A 15,306-nucleotide genomic window follows, 5' to 3' on the forward strand; every position below is an offset into this window, starting at 1 on the left:
CCGGATCAGGACTGCTTGCCGTGCCGGATCCGGTGCACGAGGACGCGCCCCAGGTAGGAGCCCAGTTCGACGGTGTAGCGGCGCCACAGCCGCCGCGGTTCGCGCGCGAGCCGGTACAGGAACCCGATCCGCAGCTTCAGGACCCAGGGCGGGTAGTACTCGCGGCGCTCGGCGAGATGCTCGAAGTACGCGCCGCACGTGATGATGACGGGCGCCTCGATCGCGTCGCGGTGCTCGGCGACGAACCGCTGCTGCAGCGGTGTGCCCAGCCCCACGTGGAGGATGTCGGGCGCCGCCGCGTTGATCTCGGCGACGAGCCGCTCCGCGGTCTCCGGGGGCAGGACGCCGTCCCGCGCCCAGTGCCCGTGCTGGGTGCCGGCGATCGAGAGCCCGGGGAACCACTCCCGCAGGTTCCGCGCGGCGTCGTCGGCGACGCCGGGCGCGTTGCCGAACAGGAAGACGCTCCAGCCCTCCTCCGCGGGCTGCCCGAACAGGTCGTCGGTCAGGTCGTCGTTGGCCATCCGCCCCGGCACCGGCCGGCCGAAGATCTTCGCGGCCAGCACCACGCCCCAGCCGTCCGGCAGGTTGAGGTCGAACCCGTTCATGAGGTCGCGCAGCGCGCGGTCCTTCTGCGCCTTCCGGACGTAGTCGGGGTTCGCGAACGTGATCGTCAGCTTCGTCCGGTCCTTGACGGCGGCGGCGACGAACTCCCGCAGCCGGGCGGCGTCGATGCGGCTGACGCGCACGCCCAGCACGTCAACGGTCTGGTGCGGCCATCGATCGTCCACGCGTGCTCCGCTTTCCTGTTTCTCCGGCTTCGTCCGGCGACTCGGAGGGCACTGTATCCCGCTTCCTCCGGCCGACGAGCCAGGTCGCGGCGGTCCCGGCGGCGATCGCGGCGATCGTCCACGCCAGCGGGACCACGCCGACGCCGAACATGTTGAGCGCGGAGGCGACGAGGACGAGCACGAGCAGGCGGCGGATGAGTCCGGCGGGGGCCCGGGAGGAGATCCGCGAGCCGAGGTAGACGCCGGGGATCGACCCGACGAGCAGCGCGGCGGTGACCTCCAGCCGGAACTCGCCGAAGAGCAGGTGGCCGAGCGCGGCGGCGAACACCAGCGGGACGGCCTGCAGCAGGTCCGTCCCCACCAGGTGGTTCGGCTTCAGCGCCGGGTACAGCAGCAGGAGCGCGACGATGATCAGCGAGCCGGACCCGACCGAGGTGATCCCCACGACGAGCCCGCCGACCGCGCCGACGAGCACGGTCGGGACGGGACGCACGGTGATGGGGCCGTCGTCCTCGTCGGGCCGCGCGCGGCGCGCCAGCAGGCCGCGGACCAGGATCCCCGCGGCGGCCACGAGCAGCGCGATGCCCATCGCCAGCTCGATGAAGTCGTGCACGGCCTCCCCGTCGCCGAGGGCCCGCGGGATGAGCACGCCGCAGAACGCGGCGGGCACCGAGCCCGCGCACAGCCACCCGACCAGGCGCAGGTCGACGGTGCCCCGCCGGTAGTGGACGGCGCTGCCGACGGGTTTCATCACGGCGGACGCGGCGAGGTCGCTGGAGACCGCCGCGAGGGGGCTGACCCCGAAGAAGGTCACGAGCATCGGCGTCATCAGCGCACCGCCGCCCATGCCGGTGAGACCGACGACGATGGCGACCAGGAACGAGCCCAGCGCCATCGGCCAATCGAAGTCCATCGCCATGATCTACCAGACATGTAGGGATTACCGGCTATCACGGTAAAGGATCGCGACCCCGGCTTCGTAACCCGGGTGGGCCGGGCCAAACGACACCCCTGGAGGGACGCGTCGAATCCCTCGGGGGCGGGGCGGTGATCAGGCGGGGCGAGGTCAGGCGGGGCGGATCCAGCCGCCCTCGGTGAGCACGGCCAGGACGCGGTCGACGGCCTCCTCGGGCGTCAGCCGGGAGGTGTCGATCGCGAGGTCGGCGTCGTCCGGCTCCTCGTAGGGGTCGGAGATGCCGGTGAACTCGGGGATGAGGCCGGCGCGGGCCTTGGCGTACAGGCCCTTGCGGTCGCGGCGCTCGCACTCCTCGAGCGGGGTGGCCACGTGCACGAGGATGAAGTCGCCGTGGGCCTCCACCATGCGGCGGACCTCGGCGCGCGTGGCGGCGTACGGGGCGATCGGCGCGCAGATCGCGACGCCGCCGTGCCGGGTGATCTCGGACGCGACGAAGCCGATGCGGCGGATGTTCAGGTCGCGGTCGGGACGCGAGAAGGTGAGCCCCGCGGAGAGCATGCGGCGCACGACGTCGCCGTCCAGGAGCGTGACGGTGCGGCCGCCGCGCTCGATGAGGGCGTCGGACAGGCCGCGCGCGACGGTCGACTTGCCGGAGCCCGACAGGCCCGTGAAGAAGACGGTGAGGCCGCGCGAGCGCTTGGGCGGACGGGCGACGGCGAGTTCGGCGGCGACGGCGGGCGGGGTGAACCAGTCGGGGACGGGCTCGCCCGCGTCGAGGAGTTCGCCGAGCCGCTCGGGGCTCAGCTCGGCCTGGACGTGGTCGGGCTCGATGCGGGCGACCGGGCGCCACACCTCGACGTCGGCGTCGTAGGCCCACGGCTCGGGGACGGCGACGGGGATCGGGACGTCCTCGGGCTCCAGCTCGGCGAGCAGGTGCGTCGCCCCGTACGCGGCGGCGACGTGGGCGCGCAGGACGACGTCCCGCTCGCCGTCGCCGCGGGCGGGCAGCGGCACGGGGACGACCCGCGCGCCGGGCAGTTCGCGGCGGACGGCGAGCAGCGCGCGGACGAGCGACTCGTCGTGCCCGCCGCCGAGCAGCGGCATCAGCAGGACGCCCGCGCCGAGGCGCTCGGCGACCTGGCGGATCTGGCCGAGCTGGCGGCGGTGCAGGAAGTCGCGGGTGGCGACGGCCAGGACGGGCCCGGCGGCCGGCTCCATCTCGTCGGGGCGGCGGCGCATCGCGTGGAACGGTCCGTGCGCCGGGGCGCGGAGGGCCTCCAGCGGGCCCGCGAGGCGCTGGTCGCCGGACGTCGGGTCCTGCCAGCGCTCCTCGACGGTCAGGACGGCGAGCGGGACGCCCTCGGGGTCCTGGAGGACGAGCCGGTCGTGCTCGGTCAGCTCCTTCGGGACGGAGAGGGTGACGGGCACGGGCCAGGGGGTGCCGTCGGCCAGCCGGCCGCCGGCGATGACCATCGCCGCGTCGAACGAGCCGAGGAAGCCCGTGAGCGGCCGGTAGACGCCGGCCAGGATCAGCTCCAGGTCGGCGAGCTCCACCGGTTCCGGCGTCCAGGCGGGCAGGTCGCGCAGCGTGTCGGGAAGGCCGGCTTCGGCGGTCACCGCGGTCTCCGATCTTGCCCGGGACGGTGCCGGGCTGATCCAGGTGGGAACGTGTTCGCGCTGCAGAAAATACTGCGGCGGCTCAGGTGCCCGCATCTCCGGCGCGCCCGTGACCGCCTCAGATGACCCGCGCGAAACGGTTCTCGGGTTTGCGGATGACCAGTGTCACGTCGCTGTGCGCGGCGGTGAGCCGCCCGCGGGTGCAGAGCGAGACGAGCCGGCACAGCAGGTCGGCGGGGCCGGATCCGGCCCCGAGTCCGTCGAGGGACGCGCGGGAGGTGTACTCCTCGGCGACGACGAGCCCGCGCATCGTGCAGTACCAGCGCAGGCCCCGCCGCGACGCGACCCGCTCGTAGACGGCGGCCGGCGGCCCGGCGGCCGGCCGCGGCGCGGGCGCCGGCTCCGGCCCGCCGCCGGGCGCGACGCGCGCGTGCGCCCCGCGCTGCGCCCGTCCGGGCCGCGGCCGGCGCCGCCGCCGGACGGGCCGGAGCCGGTGCGGGAGCGTGCGGTCGAGGAAGCCGAACGCGGTGTCGCGGTCGCGCATCCGCACCAGCAGCAGCCCGCCGGGCTTGAGCGCGGCGACGAACCGGTCCAGGACGAGTTCGGCGTGCGGGACCCGTTCGATGAGGTAGGAGGCGTGGACCACGTCGTAGGAGCGCGGCGGCAGCGGGACGGTGCGCAGGTCGCCCAGGTGCCAGGAGTCCAGGTCGGTGCGCTCGCAGGTGTACGCGCGCAGCTCCGGGACGTCCATGTCGACGCCGGTGGCGACGTGGGCGCGGCCGCCGAGGTTCAGCCCCGTGCCCCAGCCGCATCCGGCCTCCAGGATGTGGATCCGCTGCAGGGGCTTCTCGAGGGCGTACTGCCGGGCGCGTTCGGAGAAGAGGTCGCCGCCGTCGACCGGCGGCGTACGCAGATCGGTCACAGTTCCGCAGCGTAACCGTCCGGATGCGCTCTGTCCGCTATTTGCGCATTCTTGGTAACGGCCGTGTCGCGCTCCGCAATCATCGCCGGTCGCGGCGGTGAAACGCGGGCGGGTCGGCGGGGCGCGTACCCTGGTAAGCGGTACCGGGTCCACGCGGGATTCCGGGTCTTCGGGCTGCCCTGCCTCGGGGTCTTTGCGATTGAGCGGGCGAACATGACGCTTTCTGGACTTGTCGATCTGGCGTGCACCGATGCCGGGCTGTCGCGCGCGCTGGAGCGGGTGCGCACCGACCACCAGGTGGTCGCGCCCCCCGCGCTGTGGCCGGTCCTGGCCGCGGCGCTGAGCCGCCGGGTGTCCGGCGGGCCGGGCGGGACGGGCGGGACGGTGCTGGCGGTGACGGCGACCGGCCGGGAGGCCGAGGACCTGACCGCCGCCCTGTCGAGCCTGCTGGACCCGGGCCGGGTCGCGCACTTCCCCGCGTGGGAGACGCTGCCGCACGAGAAGCTGTCGCCGCGGTCCGACACCGTCGGGCAGCGCCTCGCGGTGCTGCGCCGCCTCGTGCACCCGGACGCCGACGGCGCCGACCCCGCGCCGGACGGGGCGTCCGGCGGCAAGGGCGGGCGCCTGGACGTCGTCGTCACGCCGGTGCGGGCCGTGCTGCAGCCGATCGTGTCCGGCCTGGCCGACCTGGAGCCGGTGCGGCTGGCGTCCGGCGCGGACGCCGACATGGACGACGCGGTCCGCCGGCTCGTCGACGCCGGGTACCACCGGGTCGACCTGGTGGAGAAGCGCGGCGAGATCGCGGTGCGCGGCGGGATCCTGGACGTGTTCCCGCCGACCGAGGAGCACCCGCTGCGGGTGGAGTTCTGGGGCGACACCGTCGAGGAGGTCCGCTACTTCAAGGCCGCCGACCAGCGGTCCCTTGAGGTCGCGCAGGACGGGCTGTGGGCGCCGCCGTGCCGGGAGCTGCCGCTGACCGCGCAGGTGCGGGAGCGGGCGCGCGCGCTGGCCGCCGAGCATCCCGCGCTGGAGGACATCCTCGGCCGGATCGCCGACGGCGACACCGTCGAGGGGATGGAGGCGTTCTCGCCCGTCCTCGCCGACAGCATGGAGCTGCTGACCGACCTGCTCCCCGACGGCTCCGCGCTGCTGGTGTGCGAGCCCGAGCGGATCCGGACCCGCTCGGCCGAGCTCGTCCGCACCAGCCAGGAGTTCCTGGAGGCGAGCTGGGTCAACGCGGCCGCGGGCGGGGCGGCGCCGATCGACCTGGGCGCCGCCGCGTTCCGCTCCCTGGAGGAGGTGCGGCTGCACAGCCGGGAGCTGGGGCTGCCGCGCTGGACGGTGACCGCGCTGACGCCCGGCGCGACGGACGAGACCGGCGGGGCCGCCGCGGACGAGGCGCTGTTCGAGGACGACGTCGAACTGCTCGACCTCGGGGCGCGCGCGGCCGAGGCGTACCGGGGCGACACCGGCCGGGTCGTCGCCGACCTGAAGGGCTGGATCGACGGCGGCTGGCGGGTCGTGCTCGTCACCGCCGGGCACGGCCCCGCGGAGCGGCTCGTCCAGCTCGTCGGCGACGAGGGGCTCGGCGCGCGGCTCACGGACGTGGCCGGGACGCCCGGCCCGTCGGTCGTGAACGTGACGACCGGGCTGCTGGAGAACGGGTTCGTCTGGGAGCACGTGAAGCTCGCGGTGCTCACCGAGACCGACCTGTCGGGGCAGCGGTCGTCCACGAAGGACGCGCGGCGGATGCCGTCGCGGCGGCGCGGCGGCATCGACCCGCTGCAGCTGCGCCCCGGCGACTACGTGGTGCACGAGCAGCACGGCGTCGGACGGTACGTGGAGATGGTCAGCCGCACCGTGCAGGGCGCGACCCGCGAGTACCTGATCCTGGAGTACGCCAAGAGCGACCGGCTGTTCGTCCCGACCGACCAGCTCGAGGAGCTGACCCGGTACGTGGGCGGGGAGGCGCCGAGCCTGCACCGGCTCGGCGGCGCCGACTGGCAGAAGGCGAAGTCGCGGGCGCGCAAGGCGGTCCGGCAGATCGCCGGGGAGCTGATCCGGCTGTACTCGGCGCGGATGGCGAGCCCGGGGCACGCGTTCGGCACGGACACGCCGTGGCAGCGGGAGCTGGAGGACGCGTTCCCGTACGTGGAGACGCCCGACCAGCTCGCCGCGATCGACGAGGTCAAGGCCGACATGGAGAAGGCCGTCCCGATGGACCGGCTGATCTGCGGCGACGTCGGCTACGGCAAGACGGAGATCGCGGTGCGGGCGGCGTTCAAGGCCGTCCAGGACGGGATGCAGGTCGCGGTGCTGGTGCCGACGACGCTGCTGGTGCAGCAGCACCTGTCGACGTTCAGCGAGCGGTTCGCGGCGTTCCCGGTCCAGGTGAAGCCGGTCAGCCGGTTCCAGACCGACAAGGAGATCGAGGCGACGCTGGAGGGCCTGGCGGCCGGCACGGTCGACGTGGTCGTCGGGACGCACCGGATCCTGTCGTCGCAGACCCGGTTCAAGAAGCTCGGCCTGGTGATCATCGACGAGGAGCAGCGGTTCGGCGTCGAGCACAAGGAGGAGCTCAAGCGGCTGCGGACGCAGGTGGACGTGCTGGCGATGTCGGCGACGCCGATCCCGCGGACGCTGGAGATGGGGCTCACCGGCATCCGGGAGATGTCGACGATCCTGACCCCGCCGGAGGAGCGGCACCCGATCCTCACGTTCGTCGGGCCGTACCAGGAGAAGCAGATCGCGGCGGCGATCCGCCGGGAGCTGCTGCGCGAGGGCCAGGTGTTCTTCGTGCACAACCGGGTGCGGTCGATCGACAAGGTCGCGGCGAACCTGGCGCGGCTCGTGCCGGAGGCGCGGATCGCGACCGCGCACGGCCAGATGAACGAGCAGCAGCTCGAACGGGTCATGGTCGACTTCTGGGAGAAGAACTACGACGTGCTGGTCGCGACGACGATCGTCGAGTCGGGCCTGGACGTCCCCAACGCCAACACCCTCATCGTGGACCGCGCCGACATGTACGGGCTGTCGCAGCTGCACCAGCTCCGCGGCCGGGTCGGGCGCGGCCGGGAGCGGGCGTACGCGTACTTCCTGTACCCGCCGGAGACGCCGCTGACGGAGACGGCGCACGAGCGGCTCGCGACGCTGGCCCAGCACACCGAGGTCGGCGCGGGCATGTACGTCGCCATGAAGGACCTGGAGATCCGCGGCGCGGGCAACATCCTGGGCGCCGAGCAGTCCGGGCACGTCGCGGGCGTCGGGTTCGACCTGTACGTCCGGATGGTCGGGGAGGCGGTCCGGGAGCTGAAGGAGGGCGGCGAGCCGGAGCAGGCCGAGACGAAGGTCGAGCTGCCGGTGGACGCGCACCTGCCGCACGAGTACGTGCCGGGGGAGCGGCTCCGCCTGGACGCCTACCGCCGCATCGCCGCGATCACGTCGGAGGACGAGATCGCCGTCGTGCACGACGAGCTGAAGGACCGCTTCGGCCCGCTCCCCGTCCCGGTGCTGAACCTGCTGGAGGTGGCGCGGTTCCGGGCGAAGGCGCGCCGGGCCGGGCTGAACGACGTCACCCTGCAGGGCAACTTCGTCAAGTTCACGCCCGTCGACCTGCCCGACTCGCGGCAGGTGCGGCTGAACCGGCTCTACCCGAAGAGCATCCTGAAGACCGCGAACGAGACGCTGCTGGTGCCGATGCCGAAGACCAAGCCGCTCGGCGGCCGGCCGCTGCGCGACCAGGAGCTGCTGGCCTGGGCGAGCGACCTGGTGGACGCCCTGTTCCTGGAGTCCTCGCCCGCCGCCGGGTCGGCTCGGTAGGCTGCCCGCGACCGCTTGATCACCGAGGAGTGGAGGGTTCCGTGCCCGGTAAGTCCCTGAGGCGCGTCCCGGCCGCCGCGCTCGCCGCGGTGCTGGCCGCGGGCGCGCTCGCCGGCTGCGACGCCGCGCCGAAGGCGGGCACCGCCGCCCTCGTCGACGGCGACCGCATCACCGTCCGCACGCTCGGCGACACCGTCGAGACCTGGTGGGGGCAGCTCCGGCGCGACCCGGCCGCCGGGCAGATCTGGGCGCGGTCCGGCAACGGGGCGGCGCAGGCCGGCGAGCCCGGCACGGCGCCCGCCGAGCCGGGCGAGGCCGACATGCGCGGCGCGCTCAACCTCCTGGTGTCGTTCCGCATCGCCGACGAGGCCGCCGAACGCGCGGGCGTCACGGTGTCGGGCGGCCGGACCGCCGAGATCGTCGACCTGCTGGGCCGCGGCGGCGCGAGCGCCGAGACCATCACGCTGGCGAACGGCCTGCCGCGCGAGCGCACCCGCGACTTCGCACGGTTCATGGCCGTCCAGGACGCGCTGATGCGGCACTTCGGCGCGGACGGCGTCCCGCAGAGCCCCGCGAACATGCAGGCGACGCAGCGGTTCCAGGCCCTGCTCGTGGAGACGGCCGGCGCGATGGACGTCGAGATCAACCCCCGGTACGGGTCGTTCGACCCGCAGCGGGTCGCGATCGGGCCGCTGTCCGAGGAGCTGTCGACCCCCGCGACGGAATCCGCGCGGGCATGAGCCTGACCCTGCTCGCCACCACCCACCGCGTCGCGCCCGGCCTGCTGTCCTGGCGGGCGTGGGAGCGGCTGCGGACGGCCGCGCGCGTCCTCGCGCCCGCCGGGCACCCGCTGCTGCCGTCCCTGGCGGACGCGGACGTCGCCGTCGAGGAGGCGCCCGCGCCCGACCCGGCCGCGCTGGTCGCCGCCGCCCGCGCCGCGGACGTCGTGTGGGTGGCGGCGCCCGAGGGCGACGAGGCGCTGCTCCGCGAGGTCGGCGCCCTGGTCGTCGCCGACCCGCTGGACGTCGAGGTGCTGCACGGCTCGTACGACCTGCCGGGCGCGCGGCTGCTCGACCTGGTGTCGGTGATGGACACGCTGCGCCGCGAGTGCCCGTGGGACCGGGAGCAGACGCACGCGTCGCTCGTCCCGTACCTGCTGGAGGAGTCGTACGAGGTCCTCGACACCGTGGAGTCGGGCGACCTGGGCGCGCTGCGCGAGGAACTGGGCGACGTGCTGATGCAGGTCGCGTTCCACTCGGTGGTGGCCGCCGAGCGGACGGACGGCACGGAGTTCACGATCGACGATGTCGCTGCGGGCATCGTCGACAAGCTCGTCCGGCGGCACCCGCACGTGTTCGCGGACGTCGCGGTCAGCGGCGCCGACGAGGTCAACGCGAACTGGGACCAGATCAAGGCGGCCGAGCGGGAGGCGAAGCACGGCGCGGACGCGTCCGCGCTCGACGGCGTCCCGATGGCGCAGCCGGCGCTGTCGCTGGCGGCGCAGTTGCAGCGCCGCGCGGCGCGGATGAAGGCGCCCGCCGACCTCGCGCCCGCGCCCGGGGAGGCCGGGGCGAGCGACCTGGGGGTGCGGCTGTTCGCGCTCGTCGCCGAGGCGCGCGAGGCCGGTCTGGACCCCGAAGCGGAGTTGCGCGCCGTTTCGCGGGTATTCCGAGACCGTGTCCGTGCTTGGGAACGGCGGCGGCCGAACGCCTGATAAGCGCGACTTCGCCCGGATACTCCGCGATGGGGTGGTCCGCCGGGGGGCACGCGTCTACGCTGGGCGCGTGCCGGCCGAGACGGAAGTCGACGCGAGTGACCGCCGAGGCGGGAACGGAACGCTCGTACCCGTGTCCGGATCCGGCCGCCGGCGGCGCCGGTGGCTGACCGGGAGGACCACCCGCGCCGAGAAGCTGCGCGCCGTCCGCGGCCTCGCGTCGCTGAGCGGCGTCGCCGGGGTGCTCGTCGCCCTCATGCTGATCCCCACCGCCTGCACCGCGGGCGTCGGCGCGCGCGACGCGGCCCGCTGGTTCCAGAACGCGCCCGAGGGGCTGGAGGGCCTCGGCGTCCCGCAGCGCTCCACGATCCTCGCCGCGGACGGCTCGAAGATCGCCACGTTCTTCTACCAGAACCGCGTGAACGTCGACCTGGACGACATCGCGCCGATCATGCGCGAGGCGGTCGTCGCGATCGAGGACAGCCGGTTCTACGAGCACGGCGCGCTCGACACCGAGGGCACGCTGCGGGCGCTCGCGACCAACCTGACCAGCGGCGACGTCGAGCAGGGCGGGTCGGGCATCACGCAGCAGTACGTGAAGAACCTGCTGCTCGTCCAGGCCGAGTCGGACGCCGAGCGGACGGCCGCCACGGAGGTCACCGTCGCCCGCAAGATCCGCGAGCTGCGGTACGCGGTGGCGATCGAGGAGCGGCTGTCCAAGGACGAGATCCTCCGCCGCTACCTCAACATCGCCTACTTCGGCGACGGCGCCTACGGCATCGAGGCCGCGTCCCGGCACTACTTCTCCAAGCACGCGTCCGAGCTGGACCTCGGGGAGGCGGCGCTGCTCGCCGGCGTCATCCGCTACCCGCACGCCTACAACCCCGTCGAGCACCCCGACATGGCGCGCGAGCGCCGCGACGTCGTCCTCGACCGGATGGTGGACCTCGGCTGGGCCGACCCCGCCGAGGCCGCCCGGGTGAAGGAGCGTCCGGTCGACCTGAAGCTGGAGGAGGTCGACAACGGCTGCGTGTCCAGCGGCGCGCCCTTCTTCTGCGACTACGTGCAGCGCGAGATCCTCACCGACAAGGCGTTCGGCGAGACGGCCAAGGAGCGCGAGCGGCTCCTCAAGCGCGGCGGCCTCACCATCCACACGACGCTCGACCCGAAGGCGCAGCGGGCCGCGCAGCGCGCCGTCGAACGGTTCGTTCCGCCGAAGAACGACGCGCGCCTCGCCGCCGCCCAGGCGATGGTCGAACCCGGCACCGGCCGCATCAAGGCCATGGTCGTCGGCCGCGAGATGGGCGACGGCACCGAGCGCGGCAAGACCTGGATCAACTTCGCCGCCGACGCCAGCCACGGCTCCAGCATCGGCATGCAGGCCGGATCGACGTTCAAGCCGTTCACGCTGGCGGCCGCGCTGGACGAGGGCATGCCGCTCGGCACCCGCCTGATGGCGCCCCGCGCGTACACGCCCACCGGTTTCCGCAACTGCGACGGCGAGCGCGTCGGCGACCCGAACGCACGCCTGCGCAACTCCGCCGACGGCGAGGGCGGCCGCCGGTTCAGTCTCGTGACCGGCACGCGGAACTCGGTCAACACCTTCTTCCTCGCGCTGCAGAAGGAGGTCGGCCTCTGCGACACCGTCGAGATGGCCGAGAAGCTCGGGATGCGGCAGGCGAACGGCGAGCCGCTGGAGCAGTACCCGTCGTTCACGCTCGGCTTCAACCCCGTCTCCCCGCTGCGCCTCGCCGCCGCCTACGCCGCGTTCGGCGCCCGCGGCGAGTACTGCGAGCCCATCGCGATCACGAAGGTCGCGGACGCGTCCGGCAAGAAGCTCGACGTCCCGGACGCGAACTGCGAGCAGGTGATCGACGAGGGCGTCGCCGACGGCGTCAGCCACGTCCTGCGCGGCGTGCTCACCGACGGCACCGCCGCGGGGAGGGGCATCGGCCGCCCCGCCGCCGGGAAGACCGGCACCGTCGACAACTTCTCCGCCGCCTGGTTCGCCGGCTACACCCCCGACCTGGCGTCCGCCGTCTGGGTCGGCGACCCGCGCGGCGGCTACGACCACCCGATGACGAGCGTCTGCATCGACGGCCGCTGCTACGGCGCCGTCTACGGCGCGACGCTCCCCGCGCCGATCTGGCAGCAGAGCATGCGCGGCGCCCTCCAGGGCACCGAGGCGTCCCCGTTCCACCGGCCGCCGGGGCACTTCTTCAGCAAGGGCAGCGGCCTCGACCGCGTCGACGTCCCGGACGTCCGCGGCATGGACCTCGGGGACGCCCTCGACCGGCTGCGGTCCGCCGGGTTCCGGGTCAGCTTCGGCGACCGCATGCCCTCCCGGTACCCGCGCGGGACGGTCGCCGAGATGACGCCCGGCCCCGGCTCCGCCGAGCCCGGCTCCACGATCACCGTCCGGGTCAGCGACGGGCCCGAGGACGAGGACGAGCCCGGCGACGGCGACCCGGGCGACGGCGATCCCGGCGACTCCCCGACGATCCCGCCCGACGCCTCCCTGCCGCCCGACGCGGGCGGCCCGCCGGACCCGAACGGCCCCGCCGGCGACTGACGCCGTGTGACGTCCCGGACCGCGGGTAGATCATTTGGCGGGGTGTGATCCCGCCCCGCACGACCGATCCGGGGGGACGATCGTCATGCGAGCCATCGCCGTGTCCGAATACGGCGCCACACCGGCGCTCACCTACCTGCCGCGACCCGAGCCGGGTCCCGGCGAGATCCTCGTGAAGCTGGTCGCCGCCGGGCTCAACCCGCTCGACTGGCGCATCGCCGACGGGATGCTCAAGGACACCGCCGACGCCGTGTTCCCGCTCGTCCTCGGGGCCGACGGCGCCGGGGTCGTCGAGGACGCGGGCGAGGGCGTCACCCGGCTGCGGCACGGCGAGCAGGTCTACGGGGTCTTCACCGACGTCGAGCGCGGCCGCGGCTCGTACGCCGAGTACGCCGTCGTCCGGGAGGACGGCCCGGTCGCCCGGATGCCCGCCTCGATGATCTACACGGAGGCCGCGGCGGTGCCGACCGCGTGCGCCACCGCGCTGGACGTGGTCGAGCGGGCCGGGCTCGGCGAGGGGGCGGGCGAGGGGCGGACGGTCCTGGTCGCCGGGGCGACCGGCGGCGTCGGGCAGGCCGCCGTGCAGCTCGCCGCCCGCGCCGGCGCGACGGTCATCGCCACCGCCCGCGCCGACACGGCCGGGACGATGCGCCGCCTCGGCGCCGCGCACACCGTCGACCACACCGCCGGGGACCTGAACGAGCAGGTGCTGGCCGTCCACTCCGCGGGCGTCGACGCCCTCATCGTCCTCGCCGGGGACACCGCGCGGACCGCCGAGCTGGCCCGCCTGCTGCACCCCGGCGGCACCTGCGTCAGCACCGTGTGGACCGCCGACCCGGACACGATGGCCGCGCACGGCCTCCGGGGCGTCAACTACGACGACCGTCCCACCGCCGGGGCCCTCGACCGGATCGCCGGCCTCCTCGACGCGGGGGAGCTGCGCGTCCGCATCGAGCGCGAGGCGCCGCTGGACGCCGCGCCGGACGCCCTCGCCCGCAACCGGGCGGGCGGCGCGCGCGGCAAGACCGTCCTGCGCATCTTGTGACAACACGCCCGAAGCGGGCATGGGACGGCGTATGAGTCAACGGATGAGCGACGAGGAACGCAGCGCCCGGATCCGGGAGATCGACGAGGACCTCGCGCGGATGCGCGGCGACATCGACCCCTCCGTGGACGGCCCCCACGACATGGTGGACGCCGGGCAGAACCTCGCGGCCCGCGAGGAGCTCGCCGGTCAGATCGAGGAGCTCGAAGCCGAACGCGAACGGCTGATGCGCGGCACCTGACCCCCGCCGGGCGCGCGGGGCGTGCGGCGCGTGCGGCGGGCAGCGCTCAGCGGGGCGAGCGCTCGTCCGGCCGCGGGCCCGGCAGGCGCAGCACGAACCGCGCGCCGGGCCGCCCGTCCGTCCGGTCCGTCAGCACCAGCGTGCCGCCGTGCGCCTCCGCGATGTCCCGGGAGATCGCCAGGCCGAGGCCGGTGCCGCCCGCGTCGCGGTGCCGGCCCTGGGCCAGCCGGGTGAACCGCTCGAACACCCGCTCCCGGTCCGCCGGCGCGATCCCCGGCCCGTCGTCGATCACCTCGACGACCGCCGCCTCCGCCTCGGTCCGCACCACCACCGTCACCTCCCCGGTCGCGTGCCGGTCCGCGTTGTCCAGCAGGTTCGTCAGCGCACGCGCCAGCTCGGACCGCCCGCCGTGCACCGCGGCGGGCCCCTCCGAGAACACCGTGACCCGGCTGCGGCGCGGCCGGCGCAGGACCTCCTGGTCGGCCAGCTCCGCCAGGTCGACCGGCTCCCGCGGGAATTGCCCGTCCGCCTCCAGCCGCGCCAGCGCCAGCAGGTCGTCCGCCACCGCCGCGACCCGGTCGGTGTTGGCCAGCAGCGCCCGCAGCGTCTCCGTCAGATCCGTCGCCTCCGGATCCGACATCGCCAGCTCCAGCTCCATCCGCAGCCCCGTCAGCGGGCTGCGCAGTTCGTGCGACACGTCCGACACGAACGCCCGCTGCCGCGCCACCGCCTTCTCCAGCCGGTCGAGCGTCGCGTTCACGCTCTCCGCCAGCAGCGCGATCTCGTCCCGCTTCCCCGGCACCGGCACCCGCCGCTCCAGGTCCGTCATCGTGATCTCGTCGAGCTCCCGCCGGATCGCGGCCACCGGCCGCAGCGTCCGCCCCACCGCTACCCACGTGCCGTATCCGGCGAGCGCCCCGAGGAACGGCACGCCGAGGATCGCCAGGACGGCCGCCACGGGCCGCGGCAGGAGCGCCGGCTCGGGCGCCAGCGCGAACACGTAGAACGGCCCCGACGGCATGTCCACCCGGTACTCCACGACGAGGAGGCAGCCGCCGCCCGGTACGTCGAGGTCGCAGCTGTGCCCCTCGCGCCGGTCGTCACCGCGAGGCGGCGGCGGGAACGCCACCGCCGGCCGCCCGTCCATCGCGGGGCTCGACCCCACCACCCGGCCCCGCGCGTCCACGACCTGCAGCAGGTCGCCGTCCGACGCGAAGATCCGGCTGCGGTCCCTCAGCTCCCCGGAGCGGACGACGGTGACGACGCGCCGGGCCTCGCGCCCCAGCTCCGCCTGCACGTCGCCGACCACGTTCCGCCGGGTCGCCACCAGAAGCAGCGCGCACGCCACCGCGGCGAGGACCAGCGTCGCGAGGACCGCCGACACGGTCACGCGCACCCTGATCTGCGAGTGGTGCAGGACGATCCGCCAGAAGCGGCGGGTCACGCCGTCGACGATGCCGCGGAGCCCGACACGGATGACGACCTCCCCGAGGTTGCGCACCCCGTCCCGGGGCGCTTCGGACGTTGAGCCGGTACCCGATGTTCCTTACCTCACCGGGCAAACAGGACCGACCTCCCCGGGTAAAAAGATCGTGCTTCCGCCGGGTCCCGCAAAGCCCCGCGCCGGGAGGCGCCTCCCCGGACGGACCGGCTAGGCTCGTGAGTCGCACCA

Annotated in this window: 11 protein-coding genes; 6 read left to right on the forward strand and 5 right to left on the reverse strand. The window is 74.4% G+C overall.

What is annotated here, in order from left to right:
• Positions 1-5: 5 nt before the first annotated feature.
• From DMH08_RS04915 to DMH08_RS04930, 4 genes are all read right to left on the reverse strand, one after another.
• A complete protein-coding gene (locus tag DMH08_RS04915) occupies positions 6-788 on the reverse strand; it encodes a WecB/TagA/CpsF family glycosyltransferase (protein ID WP_125611996.1) in 783 nt (260 codons plus the stop codon).
• Positions 757-1,701 carry a sulfite exporter TauE/SafE family protein gene (locus DMH08_RS04920; RefSeq protein WP_084550159.1) on the reverse strand — a complete coding sequence of 315 codons (945 nt, stop codon included), beginning with the start codon at positions 1,699-1,701 and terminating at the stop codon, positions 757-759. Before DMH08_RS04920 ends, DMH08_RS04915 begins: the two co-directional genes overlap by 32 nt.
• Positions 1,702-1,854: 153 nt before the next feature.
• Positions 1,855-3,321: an adenylyl-sulfate kinase gene (gene cysC, locus DMH08_RS04925; protein WP_026402217.1), complete on the reverse strand. Its 1,467-nt coding sequence runs from the start codon at positions 3,319-3,321 to the stop codon at positions 1,855-1,857.
• Between the two features lie 118 nt (positions 3,322-3,439).
• Complete coding sequence (locus tag DMH08_RS04930; protein ID WP_125611998.1) at positions 3,440-4,243, reverse strand: class I SAM-dependent methyltransferase; 804 nt, start codon at positions 4,241-4,243, stop codon at positions 3,440-3,442.
• Between the two features lie 213 nt (positions 4,244-4,456).
• Between DMH08_RS04930 and mfd the strand changes: the two genes are divergently transcribed.
• The 6 genes from mfd (at position 4,457) to DMH08_RS04960 (ending at position 13,634) form a co-directional block, all read left to right on the forward strand.
• Positions 4,457-8,062 carry a transcription-repair coupling factor gene (gene mfd, locus DMH08_RS04935; RefSeq protein ID WP_026402215.1) on the forward strand — a complete coding sequence of 1,202 codons (3,606 nt, stop codon included), beginning with the start codon at positions 4,457-4,459 and terminating at the stop codon, positions 8,060-8,062.
• A gap of 41 nt (positions 8,063-8,103) precedes the next feature.
• Positions 8,104-8,802 (forward strand): hypothetical protein, encoded by a 699-nt coding sequence (locus tag DMH08_RS04940; RefSeq protein WP_026402214.1) that lies wholly within the window; start codon positions 8,104-8,106, stop codon positions 8,800-8,802.
• Entirely contained in the window at positions 8,799-9,776 is a 978-nt protein-coding gene (locus tag DMH08_RS04945; RefSeq protein ID WP_125612000.1) for a MazG family protein, read from the forward strand. Before DMH08_RS04940 ends, DMH08_RS04945 begins: the two co-directional genes overlap by 4 nt.
• 133 nt (positions 9,777-9,909) lie before the next feature.
• Entirely contained in the window at positions 9,910-12,348 is a 2,439-nt protein-coding gene (locus tag DMH08_RS04950) for a penicillin-binding protein (RefSeq protein ID WP_233617398.1), read from the forward strand.
• Between the two features lie 85 nt (positions 12,349-12,433).
• Positions 12,434-13,393 carry an NADP-dependent oxidoreductase gene (locus tag DMH08_RS04955; RefSeq protein ID WP_125612002.1) on the forward strand — a complete coding sequence of 320 codons (960 nt, stop codon included), beginning with the start codon at positions 12,434-12,436 and terminating at the stop codon, positions 13,391-13,393.
• Between the two features lie 43 nt (positions 13,394-13,436).
• Positions 13,437-13,634, forward strand: coding sequence for a hypothetical protein (locus tag DMH08_RS04960; RefSeq protein ID WP_026402211.1), 198 nt, complete (start codon positions 13,437-13,439; stop codon positions 13,632-13,634).
• A 46-nt stretch (positions 13,635-13,680) separates the two neighbouring features.
• On the opposite strand, the gene DMH08_RS04965 is transcribed toward DMH08_RS04960, so the two are convergent.
• Positions 13,681-15,135 carry a sensor histidine kinase gene (locus tag DMH08_RS04965; RefSeq protein WP_233617399.1) on the reverse strand — a complete coding sequence of 485 codons (1,455 nt, stop codon included), beginning with the start codon at positions 15,133-15,135 and terminating at the stop codon, positions 13,681-13,683.
• Between the last annotated feature and the right edge of the window lie 171 nt (positions 15,136-15,306).

The organism is Actinomadura sp. WAC 06369 (genome assembly GCF_003947565.1).
GTDB lineage: Bacteria > Actinomycetota > Actinomycetes > Streptosporangiales > Streptosporangiaceae > Spirillospora > Spirillospora rifamycini.